This is a genomic window from Bradyrhizobium sp. USDA3516, from assembly GCF_057651995.1.
Window position 1 is genome coordinate 294,528 of record NZ_JBYGYN010000010.1, and the last position, 14,189, is coordinate 308,716.

Sequence of the window (14,189 nt, forward strand, 5' to 3'; positions counted from 1 at the left end):
ATGCTGCCGGCGTTTTGGCGATAGCCGCCGACCACGAGCTTTAACATCCCATTCAGGTCTTAACGGGTGAGGATGCCATTGTTGCGGTCAACGAGCACGACACGTGGCTGGAACACCTCTGCTTCGGCTTCGTCGAGGGATGCATAAGCAATGACAGTAATTTTGTCTCCTGGCATCGCGAATCGTGCCGCAGCACCATTCAAACCGATGATACCGGACCCACGCGGTGCTTCGATGACATAGGTTGCAAAGCGCGCTCCGGTATCCACGTTGTAGATCTCGACGCGCTCATAGATCAGAACCCCCGCCGCGTCCAGCAACGCACGATCAATCGAGATCGATCCTTCATAGTGAAGATCGGCTTCGGTCACGGAAGCGCGATGGATTTTGCCTTTCATGAGGGTGATGTTCACTTCACCCTCGCCCGTCAGCGCCTCGATCCTCTGCGCTGTTTCGTTCGGCAAGCTCAGACGTGATGCCGAGCCGCGCGAACAAGTGCGCGTCGCGATCCAACTTGGGGTTTTCTGTCGTCAGCAGCGTATCACCGATGAAGATTGAGTTCGCGCCAGCCAAAAAGCACAGAGCTTGCAGTTCGTCCGTCATATACCGCCGTCCGGCCGACAACCGGACCACGCTCTTCGGCATCATAATTCGAGCAGTCGCGACCAGGCGCGCCACGGCGATCGGATCAGGACGCTGGGCGGTTTCATTGACCGGCACGCCCTTGACCTCGTGCCACAGGTTGATCGGCACGCTTTCCGGATGGCTTGGCAGATTTGCAAGCAGCACGAGCATGCCGAGACGATCCTCGATGCGCTCGCCCATCCCAATGATGCCTCCACAGCAGATCTTGATCCCGGCGCCGCGAACGTGCGCTAGGGTATCGATGCGATCTGCTAGCGTACGGGTTTTGATGATGGTGCGGTAAAATTCAGGCGAGGTATCGATGTTATGGTTGTAGAAGTCGAGTCCAGCTTCAGAGAGCTTTGCGGCCTGGCTCGCGGTCAGCATACCGAGCGTGACGCAGCTCTCCATGCCAAGACCTTTCACGGCTCTGACCATGTCGCAGACCTGATCAAGATCGCGCTCCTTTGGACTACGCCAAGCCGCAGCCAGGCAAAAGCGAGTTGCACCTGCATTCTTGGCGCGTTTTGCTGCGGCCAGTACATCGCCGCCATCCATCAGGGGGGTGGCCTTCAAATCTGTAGCGAAGTGCGCGCTCTGGGAGCAATAGCCGCAATCCTCCGGACACCCCCCTGTCTTGATGCTCAGTAGGCTAGCGGCCTCGACGTGATTTGGATCGAAGCTCTCGCGATGAACGTTCTGCGCCTGGAATAATAGATCCGCAAACGGCAGCCCATACAAAGCCTCGGCCTCGACGACCGTCCAATCAAAGCGGACAAGCCCTTTGTTATCACGATTGTAGTGCCTGGCTTCTGCGGCAGGATTCATGCATTCATCATTGTCAGCTTGGTAGGAAACCTTCTGAAACTTCGATTGAAGCTCCCGCTTTTTCGAGGGCAAAGGTATAAGGGCGTACTCTCGCTCAAAGACGGCGGAAATGCGGCCAGATTGCATGATTTCTGCAAAAAGGGCCCTACGCAATATCGATTTCGACTCTGAGTGAGATCATCTTGCGGCCATTCGTCAGCAAAGACTCGAGCACCAACCGCGGGCTGCGCGGCCAGCGCCGCCATTGCAGCGAGCTCACGTTCGAGATAGTAAACCCAGCTACACTCCCCGGGATCGCCGATCATCCATGATTCGTCACATCGTGTTGTTTACCGCCAAGGACCAAGCTCAGATTGAGGGCATAATCGAAGGTCTATCGATCCTCACGAAAATCCCACATCCACGTCGGCTGGAGATTGCCCGCAATCGCAAGAGCGACCCACTCGGGAACGATATCGATGTCATCGTTTACGGTGAATTCGACAGCGACGCCGAACTCGCAGCTTACAAGGGGCATCCTTTATACCAGGAATCAATCAGGCGTGTGCGCCCCCTTCGGGAGCTACGGTTCGCGGCGGACTATATCGTTTGACGGATACGCGCTCCTGAAGACGGCTGGGCCAAAGCACACTGCGGGCGTCACAAAACGGGGCTCAACTCGCTTCTCGGTCGTCGGGCGAAGCGGCAAGTTCGAAATTAGCCAATTCGTTGCTCTGACGAGGAGCCCCCTGAGGAAGTTCTGCGACAAAACAGGAAAAACCTCCAAATATATGCATGGCGAACTCGTCTCGGCTGCTTTTCCTCTTCTAAGCTCTTTAGGCTCACAAACAGCTGGTGCGTTCCAGCGCCAAGAGCAAGACCGAGCCGGTGAGTCGCTAGGCGCAGACAATCCGTGATCGACCCAGGTTGCACCGAGAAGGTGACGGCTGCTTAACAGGGAAATCGCCCGGACTTCGTTTAAGGACGCTCATAACGCAATAGAGCTCAAAGACCAGATTGATCGCGCTTTTCTTCAGATGCGGGCGGCTCCTTAGAGGACCGGCTGTCCCTACAGCAACCAGCAAAAAGAGCCCGGGCAAATCGAACGGAACACCTTTCGCAGAGCAGAGCAACTGGTTGTCAAATGCATGTCCGCGAACTTCGATGGATTGAACCTGCCGTTGCTATGCGGCGTCTAGGAAATCAACCGAACCTGACTTTTCTGGATAGCGCCGCCAGGCAAGAATTGGGGCGCTACTCATATGTTACGTGTGATCCATTCAGTACCTACATGGTCAACAATGGACAAGCGAGTTGCAAGGGCGTCGCTCTTGAGGGCAGTCCGTGGGAAGCTCTCCGGAGTCTACTCGCTAGATATCCGCAACAGAATCGAACAGATCTCCCTCCCTTTCAGGGAGGTGCCGCCGGCTATTTGGGCTACGACCTAAACAGGACGCTTGAGCGATTACCGGCACCTGCGATTGCCGGTCGCCCTTTGCCCGAATGTGTCCTACATTTCTATGACGTGGTCATCAGCTTCGACCATCGGGATCACAAGTGCTGGATCGTTTCTACCGGATGGCCTGCTCAGGAGCCTGCGCCTCAACTTGAACGCGCACGCCGTCGCGCCGATCAGTTCGCCGCCTTGCTTGACGTGCCGACGCCAGCTCTAAAGGAACTCCCTGACACCTTAGGCGCATGGCAGTCCAACTTCAGCCTTGACGACTACATCGCGGCCATACAGCGCGTCATCGGCCTCATTTTGGCCGGAGACGTCTTTCAAGCGAACATCGCGCAGCGTTTCACTGCGAGAATGCCGATCTCATTCGACCCGATTAGCTTTTACTGCCGGCTTCGGTCCCTCAATCCGGCGCCGTTTGCGGCGCTGTTGCGCTATGGCAAGCTCACCATTGCCTCAAGCTCACCGGAACGTTTCCTCAAACTCGACGCACGAAACGTCGAAACACGCCCCATCAAGGGCACGATAGCGCGATGCAATGATTCCGCGGAGGACCAGCACCGCGCGCAGCTCTTAGTCGCGTCCGAAAAGGACCGCGCCGAAAACTGCATGATTGTCGATCTTCTGCGCAACGATCTGTCGCGGGTCTGCGCGCCGCACTCGATCGAAGTTGCAGGGCTGTGCAACCTCGAATCCCATGCGTCGGTGCACCACCTCGTTTCGATCGTCACAGGTGAACTTTCAGAGAGTCAAGACGCCGTCACGCTGCTGAGAGCTTGCTTTCCAGGCGGCTCGATCACGGGGGCGCCAAAGGTGCGATCGATGGAGATCATCACGGAAATCGAGCGAGTGGCTCGACAGGTCTATTGCGGGGCAATCGGCTTCATTGGCTTTAATGGGCATATGGATACCAACGTCGCGATTCGCACCGTAACTATTGATGGCGATCAAGCCATGTTTCATACGGGAGGCGGGATAACAGCGATGTCGGATCCGCAAGCCGAGTACGCCGAGACGCTCGCGAAGGCACAGCGAATCTTTAAAGCTTTTGGTGCTGAAATACCTGGTCCGCTGTGATCCTCATTGTCGATAACTACGACTCTTTCGTCTTCAACATCGGCCGGTATTTTCAGAGGCTAGGCGAGTCAACCGAGGTTGTCAGGAACGATGCGATCAGCGTCGCCGACGTGATCAACCTTGATCCCCGCGCGATCGTAATCTCTCCTGGTCCCTGCACTCCAAGCGAGGCCGGAATATCTATGGCTGTTATCCGCGAGCTTTCCGGACGCATCCCGATTCTCGGAATTTGTCTCGGACATCAATGTATTGGACGCGTTTTCGGCGGACGAGTGACGCGAGCACTACGCCCCATGCATGGGCGGTCCTCTCCCATAATGCACGAAGGGGGGCCGTTATTCGAGGGACTGCCTTCCCCACTTTCCGTCGGTCGTTATCATTCGCTTGTGATCAAGCTCGACTCGGCCTCCGCACCGCACCTCATGGTGACAGCGCTGTCCGAGGAAGGCGAGATCATGGCTCTCGCACATCGCTACCAACCAACTTACGGCGTGCAGTTTCATCCCGAATCGATACTCACCGAATACGGGTATCCGCTGCTGAACAATTTCTTGCGGCTCGCAGCCGGCCGTTGAACCGAGGATGTGGGCCAAACAGACATGAGCAGCCAGCTGAACATCCCCAAAAACTGCCGAAGCAGCCAAGCTTCAGCGCTTGGTCGGGAGAACGGCCAGAACACCGAACGAGACGAGGCTCATCGGCGCTTGCGGCCGCGGATGTCCTTCTCTGTGGCCTAGAACTCGGAATATGCTTGAGGGCTTCGCCCGCAATAAGCGCGGGGCCAGGGGTCGCGAGTTCGCAGAACTTACGCTGGATGTAGGGCCAACAGAGTGCAAACTGAACGTCGGCCCTCTCGGCGAGCTTGCCATCACGTAGCAGTCGACCTGGAGCATCCCATAAGCCCTGCCGGATGGGCGATGGCGGGTCGCTTTTGTGATCGGGGCATAGACATGGGCATCTTCCGGCGGACCGCGCCGCTCCACCGCGGGTCGTCCGCGGCATAGGCCCAAAGCCAGGAGCTCGGCGGTCTGTGGGCTGGTGGGACTTCCAACGATTGGGTCTGCGGCCCACTAGAGATCAATCGCAAAGAAAAGTGTGAGAAGTCGCGCGCCGGTGCGGCGCCATGCGCTGAGCGGATGCGTTTTGCAAGGCAGCGGCGCGGTGTGCGCCGTAACCGCCCTTGCGAACACACGGGTTCGAGACGGTAGCTAATCTCTATCTTTTTCGTTTGTGAAGTGCTGCGAGCGCGCGAGTGGCCGACTTTTTGGTGTCGATTACCCCCTCGTTCACAAGCGCCTAGCCATAGGGATCGATCGCATCGATGCCTAGAACAGCGGCAGAGCCAAAGCCACTAGTTATTCTCAGTATGCTCCGGACCCCGCGTTGACTGCCAGAACTCGTAGGAGAACTCGGTTCAGGTTTGACGTAACCTGCAGCCGCACTCTGCGGCGGGCGGCCAGAGCCACAACTTATGGACGGCAGGCCCTCGATCCGATGTTCGACACCACCTCCTTGAGAGGCGTGATGCAAGCTCCCGTTACAATTACGACCACGACTTGGAAGCCGGTGATCGCTATTAGCAACTCGACTGACGAACCTGAACCGCCACGTCGCGGATGAGACATGATGACTCTGGCGCCTCCTTGGCTTGGCTCGGCACCGCTGATTGTTTTTGTTGGCAGGAACCGGCGCGGCAACTGGGTTGCCCGCGAACAAGGAGGCTCCTTTGGCGGCCTTTTTGTCAGCCGTGACCAAGCTTTGAAATATGCTCTTGTCGAGAACGGCCACCATCCAGAGTGCATCATCGAGGTGACGCGTGAGATCGAACTCGATATCCGGACCAACTCACGAACTACATGAAGATAGCCGGCAAGCCCCATGATGGGAGCCCCATCGTTCATGTCATTATAATTGTCCGACCTTGGCCTCGTGATAGTCTAAGGAGCAGCGGCTACTCATTCACCAACGAATATTGACGGCTTCGAGGTAAGCTCGCTAGACTCGGCCGGCCCGGTTCCTGCACGTTCTACCAAGTCTCGAGCGTTTGCGCTCGACACAAAGTCAATTAAAAGCGGCAGGTTAAATCGCACGCTAGCGAGCTATGGTCCTCTCAGCGATGAGAGGAGGCGAGGAATAAGGCAATCGCTGCTGATCGAAGAGAGGACGCCCAGACGGAAGCACTAGGGCGTGACCGTTCCTGTCCTGCCCGCCCACCGCGACATTGCCGCTGCCCAAAGTGGTCGGTCTAAAGTAGGAGCACCTGACAGGGCGCCTGGTCTCGCGCGGCAATAACCATATTTGACGGTACCGCACCCGCCATCCAGGCGTTGCGAAATCTCCTCAATGCCAGACGGGCCGGCGCGGCCGCGCGAGTTATCGATTCGTGAGAAACTAAGCACATCGTAACTGTTCTTACTCGGGACAAACCGCGACAGCACCGCCTTTTACGCCGCCGCCCCTATACCACCAGTACCGTCCTCCCCGCCGCCACCGTTGCTGCCGTCCCTGCATCTAGTCCGCGGCAGAGAAGCACAATATTCAGCAGAAGAGGTGGGATTAGGCGAACTCCTTTTTCTTTCAAAGTATCATTCGCGACAGGCACATTGGCGAGAGACACCGGCTCACACCAACTTAGCCCTACTGCAGGCTCTTGTGAGATAACTATTTGAGAGCTGTCGACCCGGCCGCATATTTTCAAAGGCTATGGAAGACAATGAAATGAAGCTCGTTGACTCTTCTTTTTGCAGCTCAAGCGGCGCCAACTGTGTTTATTGGAACGAAATCGCCACGGCAACTAGGTGGTCCGCGAACAAGGCGGCTTTTCTGGCGACATGTTCTTGAACCGTGTCCAAGCGTTCGAGTACGTTCGCTCTGAGATCTGCTGTGGTCCAGAAGTCATCGTCGAGGTGTCGCGCGAGATAGACTTCGATATCTTCGACGCTCCTCCGGCAGCCCAGAGACGCGACACCTGGAGATCGTCTATCTCTAATCACCGGAACCGTGTCGAGCCCGGTTAGGTGATCCACTGCCGGCCTCATGGTTCCTATGCAGTTGCAGTCAAAACACTCCTGTGGTTGAGCTATACTCGATTGGCCGAATCCGCAACTGAGGTCTTAAAAGGACTTTGCGCCCATCAACTCACAAAGCCCTGTCGTCCTGCTAAGATGAGCAGGAGGCGTATTACCAATTATGAGTTTGCCGCCGCTCTATTTCTGCCTGTGAGCTCCTCTTGGGAAAGCATCTTCGTACCGATAATGCCGGCCCTCTCTAAAGTAACCAGCTCCGCATCGGACATCCCAAGAAGGCCTGATAGAATCTCTCTGTTATGCTGTCCGAGCGTAGGTGCAGCTGTGCGGATCGAATAGGGTGACTTTCCCTCTCGGATTGGCATCGAAGGCTGCGGATGCAGGCCTATGAATTCACGATCGATTTTCTGCAGAAATGTGCGTGATTGGAGGTGCCGATCCTCGAGCAAGTCAATTGGCAGGCGGGCCACGCCAGCAGCCACCTTTGCATCCTGCAACTCGGACATGGCCTCATCCGCGTCTCGGACTCGTGCCCATCGCGCGAGTTCCGTCTCTACGGTATCCTCAATCGCCCGCCGGCTTTTTGCCGTCCGTAGCGATAGGTCCTTTGCCCAATCAGGCCGTCCAATCAGAAGAGCAAGTCTATGCCACATCCTTGCATCTGTCGCAGCTACGACAATCCAGCTGTCCTCACCTGCACATTGGAAACATCCGTGCGGCACAAATTGCGGATGCCGGTTGCCGTAACGTTCAGCTGGGGTACCGGTCGACTGGACCGTGATCCAAGGCGCGGCGAACGGTATCATGCACTCGATTTGTCCCAAGTCGATGAACTGCCCCCGCCCCGTCTTGCGAGCGTGAATCAGCGCGATCAGAACTGCGGCGCAACCATTTAAGCCGCCGACCGGATCTCCGAAAGCGGGGTGAGTCATAGTGGGTAACCCTTCGGGAGGACCGATTACGCCAGGCAAACCCGACCCCTGCTCGAGAGTCGATCCGTAGCCTCGGCAGTTGCGGCGGACGCTGTCAGCACCGAAGGATGACATCGATATTACCACGAGCCGAGAGTTCAGTGTTTCAAGCACTTCATACCCCAGGCCCAGGTTCACCATCACGTCGACTGAGTAGTTGCTGACGACAACATCGGCTCCGGTCAAGAGCCTTTTGGCAATATCCAACCCTTGAGGTTGTTTCAGGTCGAGCGTTATACCACGCTTGTTGCGGTTCATGACGCAGAATCGCGCTGTCTTTTCGTACATTTGGTTACGAATATAATCAGACCGTCGGTCAAAACCGCGCCACCAGTCTGGATATTGGACCGCCTCGATCTTGATAACATCGGCGCCGAGATCAGCTAGCGTGCGGGTACACAAAGGGCCAGCCCAACCCATTGAGAGGTCGACGACTCGGACGGTTCGGAAGGGGAGGTCGCTGTTTCTGATGCAGCTGGAGGAGCCAAATTCATTTCCGGCTTGGCGCGCTCCGAAGTTCGCGAACGCCTGCTGCTCTCCAGGAGCTGGAACCCTTCCCCCTCTGCGCGGCGGGGTTTGCGTGAGCCGCTGCATCGAGCCTGGCGTCAGCGCTCGTTCACTGCCAAGCACAATGGGTACCACTGCGCCTCGAGCTTTTTTCTCGAAGTCATGGAGAAGATCGGTTATTGCGGGCACCGGCACCAGTGGGATCTTCCGTTTTAGTCCCTCTTCAAACCATTCCTCGGCCGTACGCGCCTTCAGTCTCGGCATGAACTGACCTTCAATCGCTTCCGCGTACTGGAGGCGGTCTTCGCCGAGACTAAGTGCCGGGTCATCACGCAACGCTGGCAGCTCAAGCATATCGCAGAATGACCTCCATTGCTCCGGAGTAGCTGCCGTAACGCCGAGCCAGCCCTTTTTGGTTTCGTAAATGCCGACCGGAAAGCTCGGCCAGAAACGATTGATGCCGATCCGCCGCGTCAGTTCATCGCGTCCTATGGACTCTGACATGAGAAATTCGCTAAGTGCGAGGGTCGCTTCGTAAATGCTGAGGGACCATGATCGACCTGCCCCGCCCTGCATTCGCCCGATCTCCGAGGAAGCAACCGCGATGAAGCCCCACAGTCCGGCGAGGATACCGGTCTGAAAATCCGGAGCATGCAATGGGGGCCCCTTGACCGAGCCAACCAGCTTGACGAGACCGGCGAGCGCACGAATGGTGGAATCTGTGGCTGCAAACCCGGCATAGGGCCCCTCGGACCCAAACCAGCTCGCAGTGAGGTATATCAGTTCGGGACGCCGCTCGCGAATAGCGAGGACGTCGATCGGCGGGCAGTCTGCAGGATCAACGTCCCTCCCATCGATCACAATATCACAATGTTCGATGATTTCTGCCAAACGGTCCATTGCGTCCCCGTCTTTCCGATCGATGACGGCGCTGGACTTATTAACGTTCAGAAAGCCGAACCATGCGCTGTGGCCACCACGCGTGAGCGGCGCGCTTCGGCGAAGAGGATCGCCGGATGGCGGCTCGACCTTCTGAACATGAGCCCCGAAATCGGCAAACAAGCGTGCGCAATAGCTCGTGGCGGCTGAGCTACCGATCTCGACGACTCTCAGATGCGATAATATTTCCATGGAGGACTCCGACCACGTTAACCTTGCAAATCCGACACAAGCTCCTCTTAGCGACGCAGTATCTGACTCAGCCGAGGGAGATCTTAGGATCACTTTGTGTCCGGCCGGCCGTTAGAGTGATAGAAAAGCGCTGATCTGTGCAGCATCGCTCTTCTACGCTAGCACCCACACCCGGACTCTCGATCCACCCGTAAAACATCTAGGAGATACCGTCCCAAGATCCGACATCAACCGGCGCTCGGTTGCTAACGCTCTCCGCCGACAGGCAGCAATAAACGTGCCGGTCCGTTTCATAGTAACGCTCTGCAACTGACTTGCGCTCGACCGCGCCGTCTCAGAGGAGGCATTACAACTGCTTCTGATGTCGGCTCTGATCGATCGCCGATCAGGCACGGCTTGCGCCCGTTCCGATGTTGTCGAGTCGATCTAGCTGACCCGTCAAACACTCCTTTTGACACTCATCGTGAGGGCCACTCATCAACATCGGCCTTCATCTGAATGAAGTGATCTCGGCAATTATGACATAGGGGCAAGCAGCACACGCTGGTTGGCTCCCCTGTGTGTCACAAGCCCTACAAAATGTTGCAAAGCAATCTCATTCACGTGTTGCAAAACCAGAACATTTTCTTGTGCTAAAGACGGCATGATTATTGCCGGTGACACCGGGTCTCCCCAGAGCGCGACGACCATCCAGGCATGTTCACGCGAGCGATTCGTTTGATCAATCTAGCCCACATTGCGGCGCACGCCGTGGGATCGTTTCGAACCGGAAATTCTCATGCAAGAGTCGCTCTCAATGCCGTCTGGATCGCCTGAGCTTTACGAGCTAACTCCGCCCGCGAAGGAGGCGCTACATCCAATCGATCGCCAATTTCGTCTCGGCGAGCTCGCATACACGTCGCTGAAGGAAGCACTTGTTCGCGGCCAATTCCGTGAAGGCCAGAAGTTGACCGTCCGCGGGATCGCGAACGCCCTCAGCATTAGCACCTCACCCGCCCGAGATGCGATTATCCGATTGATCGACGAGGGAGCACTTGCCAATGCTGGACCTAAGAAGATTGTTGTCCCAACGCTGACTCTCGCCACGCTGGATGAGGTGACTTCAATTCGGCTGGCTCTTGAGCCACTAGCTGCGTCCATTGCTACGGAGCGTATGGATCGCGGCTCCGTTGAACGGCTAAAGAGACTGCACGCGCAAATATCCGATGGGACCAATCGTTTTGCGATGCTAATGGCAGATAAGGCCTTCCACTTCTGTGTATACGAAAGTGCACAAATGCCGCGAATAGTGGCAATCATCGAATCGCTTTGGATGCGAATTTTGCCTTCGTTGAATGAGCTTAGCTCAAGTACCGCAGATCACCAGTCTGGTGCTGCTAATCATATGCAAGCAATAATTGGCCTCCAACGTCGCGATAAAGCGCTCGTCCAAGCCGCAATAGACAAAGACATACGAGACGGATACCAACGGTTGGTGGGGCGGCTTAAACAACAACGGGCCGCATACCGGGGACCTTAAAGGAGTTGAAGCGGCTGTATTTTGAGATTTGCGAGGAACCACCAATAAGTGCCCTTTTGGAAGCTACCTTTACCGCTGGTGATTCTCCTTCCGATGATGTGGCCACGCTGCAGGTGATGCTAAGCGCCGAGCGAGCAGGCTGGTTGGCCGCTGAACCCGGGCCCACGCGAGACCTTGCTGATCGGGGAGCTCACAATTCACGGCCACGAAGCTTCGGCGCGAAGTTCGGAAGGTCCTCCCGACCGAGGTCCATGTCTGCGCAACCAAACGCATCCACGCCTATGACACCAAAGTGCCGATCCTAGCCAACGGAAGGGCCCAAACAGGATGCAGCAGCATACCTGGCGACGGCAGCCGGCGCGCTGATCGCCGGGATACAAGGAGACCGCGTCTTGTGATTCTCTGGCCAGCGAGTCCGGTTGCGAGGTCAATCACAAGGGCTGCCGACCATCGAGGCTGCGTGCTTGGCACACGGCAGGCGCAAGTTCCTTGGCGCCGCGCTGCTCAGCAAGGCGCCGAATCGCACCCGACGCGGTCAAGCGTCGATGTTCTATTCTCAAGTTTTTACTGAGCGGGAGCGATCGCGTGTGAGCTAGGAGCGTAAACGCCCCTGTTTGTCGAATTGCTGCGGGAGCAGCGCGCGAGCGCTCTCTAGGATAACGACAGACCGGAGACTGCGTCAGCCGCAGGGATACTTTTAACCGCTTCCTTGTGCTGGACGGCTTTGCATGCCGAACAATGCTGCTGAGCATGAGCTCGGAGCAGCCACCGTGCGTCAAAAGAACTGACCTGGACCGGCCCGATGAAGACACGGCGTGCCCTTGCGGTTTATAGCTTCATGGCAGCCGCCAAGCTGAATCATATGGACTCATAGGCTTGGGGACTTGACGACCCGCCTACCGGATCAGCCTACGAAGCCCTGCTCCCTTGCAATCGGCAGCCTCCTGCGTCGCCCACACCGCTTAAGCACAATCAGCCTTTCTCAAGAAGATGGCTTAGCCGAGTACTTCCACCGGGCTCGTACTTCCGATCTCGACGACGCCCGCGCTAATTGGCTCGCCTACAACGGTCGGCCCGCCCGGTCGTCGCTGAATCACTTCATTCCCCAGACCCACGCCGCCCACCTTACCGTCCACAAATTCGTCCGTTGCTCGAGCCGCGCCACTTCGTACAACACTCACCAAGATGCTAACGCGGCTGGATCACAGTTCAGCGGCAGGTCACGCTGAACCTGATCTCGTTGCGAACGTATCGCTCAAGATTTCATGACTCTGAGGGCAAGACTCAAGTGCCTCTACTCTCAGGCCGATTTACCCAAATACCTCGGACTAGGACCCTTTTGTTATACGTACTGAAGTGTCTGTCACGCCGGTCTCTCGTGTAGCGGTTCTGTTCGCGAGATACAGTCGCAGAGTCGCTCTATTTCGTGGGCCTCATGATCGGCTGTCAAGCACACGCGAATCCCCGCACTACCTCGCGCCACCGTCGGGAAAAATGTAACCGAGGTGTAAAAACCAGCCTTCAGGAGTTCCGTAGCGGTTGCAATTGCGTTCGCTTCCGGTCCCGTTGTAATCATTCTGATAGGAAGCGAATTACCTCTCTCCGCGGTCGGAACTCTACGGTCAAATAGTTCGATGCGTTCGGCAAGACGGCCTCGTCGGTCGTTCAGTTCTTCGGAGAGGTGGATCTCGCAGGACCCAAGCGCGGCACCAACCGCCGCAAGATTTGGGGCCGCCGAGAACGCATAGGGGATCGCATACCGCCGCAACAAAGCTTCCTGTTCGCGCGTTCCGAGCATCAACATTCCGCCCGACGCGCCGAAGCCCTTTCCCAGAGAGGCTGCTATGATCGTCCGGTCACCAAGCTCTTTGGGAAATTGAGAACGGGCAAAGCCTTCCCCGTTGCGCCCGAACAGTGAGATGCCATGCGCATCGTCAATATACAGGAAGAGCCCATAGCGTTCTTGAAGATGTCGCAGATCCTGTATGGGTGCGTTCCCTCCCATGGAGTAGACGCCATCGCATACATAGGCCACAACCGGATGCTCACGGCAAAGAGCCTCGAGCGCCTCGACGTCATTGTGAGCGATGGTTTCTACCTGCGTTTCGTCAGCCACAACAGGTTTGTGATAGGCCAGCGATATGTGAGCTTTCCGGTCGAACACAACGACAGGCCTCTTTCCCGCTGTCAACTGGCCTGATGCGAGCAGGGGCATCACACCAAGATTAGCGAGCATAACCGTCGAAAATGCAAGCACCCGAGCGCCAAACATCTCCGACAGGCTCTCCTCAAGCTGTCCTAGAAGATCGAAATTGAGGCGAGTTCGCGCACATGACCAATGCACCGAATGATGGGCTTTTATCGCCTCGACGGCGCCTGCGACAACAGCCGGATGGTTGTCGAGCCCTAGGTACGAGCAGCGCACAAAATCCACTATCTGTTCTCTTCTGTTGAGCGGCCCCGCACCCAAAGCAAAGGAGCGCCTGGTCATAGAACGTCCGTGTAGGCCCATGAGACCAGCCTCGTGAGCCGCATCGAAGTACCCGCGGCTTTCATCAATCATATAGGGCGTATTGCGGAATTGCCTTGCTCCGCTGAGAACGTGGTGAGTCATATCCCGTCCATTTTGGTTTATTCCCAACATGCATACTCTCCTCGAACCCAGGTCCTTCACACAGTTGCAAATCCGCGACGCGGAATATCGGATTCGCCTCTATATCCACCATTTGAGCCGCTTAGCAGCTACCAGATCGACTAGGTGTGTTGAGGGCTACACCTTCACCGCTGTTATGGCGGCGACGACGTCCGGGCTAATCTTGATTTGAGAACGTCGCGCGGGACAGAATTGCGATTCTTGGGCCGCCGCTATTCGGCTCACCGGATAGACGCGCCCCGTCCTAGCTTGTAGCGGCCCGGTACGCTTATCAGCGGGATGCCTTTCGTGGCGCGAGAGCGCTTGGCGCCTTTCCGAACTGCTCCAGCTTCCACGTCTGATGCTGCCGCAACTCTTACGGAAACGGAACGAACCGCAAGCCAGCTTGAAAATGGTCTATGGGCTTCGACGACAT

At 56.7% G+C, this 14,189-nt stretch carries 9 protein-coding genes; 5 read left to right on the plus strand and 4 right to left on the minus strand.

The genetic code is table 11. The features are described from left to right. Positions 1–59 precede the first annotated feature (59 nt). Positions 60–413: an aspartate 1-decarboxylase gene (gene panD, locus AC24YW_RS28830; protein ID WP_487485881.1), complete on the minus strand. Its 354-nt coding sequence runs from the start codon at positions 411–413 to the stop codon at positions 60–62. Between the two features lies 1 nt (position 414). Next, positions 415–1,452 carry a biotin synthase BioB gene (gene bioB, locus AC24YW_RS28835; protein ID WP_487485941.1) on the minus strand — a complete coding sequence of 346 codons (1,038 nt, stop codon included), beginning with the start codon at positions 1,450–1,452 and terminating at the stop codon, positions 415–417. Between the two features lie 307 nt (positions 1,453–1,759). Between bioB and AC24YW_RS28840 the strand changes: the two genes are divergently transcribed. The 4 genes from AC24YW_RS28840 to AC24YW_RS28855 all read left to right on the plus strand — a co-directional run bounded on the left by AC24YW_RS28840 (position 1,760) and on the right by AC24YW_RS28855 (position 5,827). Next, entirely contained in the window at positions 1,760–2,044 is a 285-nt protein-coding gene (locus AC24YW_RS28840; RefSeq protein ID WP_487485882.1) for a Dabb family protein, read from the plus strand. 531 nt (positions 2,045–2,575) lie between these two features. Further along, entirely contained in the window at positions 2,576–3,967 is a 1,392-nt protein-coding gene (pabB, locus tag AC24YW_RS28845) for an aminodeoxychorismate synthase component I (protein ID WP_487485883.1), read from the plus strand. Next, positions 3,964–4,542, plus strand: a complete 579-nt coding sequence (locus AC24YW_RS28850) for an anthranilate synthase component II (RefSeq protein ID WP_487485884.1) — start codon at positions 3,964–3,966, stop codon at positions 4,540–4,542. The genes pabB and AC24YW_RS28850 overlap by 4 nt, the downstream gene beginning before the upstream one ends. 1,048 nt (positions 4,543–5,590) lie before the next feature. After that, the gene (locus AC24YW_RS28855) at positions 5,591–5,827 is read left to right on the plus strand and encodes a hypothetical protein (RefSeq protein ID WP_487485885.1); all 237 of its coding nucleotides are present in this window, start codon (positions 5,591–5,593) and stop codon (positions 5,825–5,827) included. Between the two features lie 1,327 nt (positions 5,828–7,154). On the opposite strand, the gene AC24YW_RS28860 is transcribed toward AC24YW_RS28855, so the two are convergent. Next, positions 7,155–9,602, minus strand: coding sequence for a CaiB/BaiF CoA-transferase family protein (locus AC24YW_RS28860; protein ID WP_487485886.1), 2,448 nt, complete (start codon positions 9,600–9,602; stop codon positions 7,155–7,157). 778 nt (positions 9,603–10,380) lie between these two features. On the opposite strand from AC24YW_RS28860, the gene AC24YW_RS28865 reads away from it, so the two are divergent. Further along, on the plus strand, positions 10,381–11,121 hold the full coding sequence (locus AC24YW_RS28865; protein WP_487485887.1) for a GntR family transcriptional regulator: 741 nt from the start codon (positions 10,381–10,383) through the stop codon (positions 11,119–11,121). A gap of 1,363 nt (positions 11,122–12,484) precedes the next feature. On the opposite strand, the gene AC24YW_RS28870 is transcribed toward AC24YW_RS28865, so the two are convergent. Then, positions 12,485–13,735: an aminotransferase class I/II-fold pyridoxal phosphate-dependent enzyme gene (locus AC24YW_RS28870; protein ID WP_487485942.1), complete on the minus strand. Its 1,251-nt coding sequence runs from the start codon at positions 13,733–13,735 to the stop codon at positions 12,485–12,487. Between the last annotated feature and the right edge of the window lie 454 nt (positions 13,736–14,189).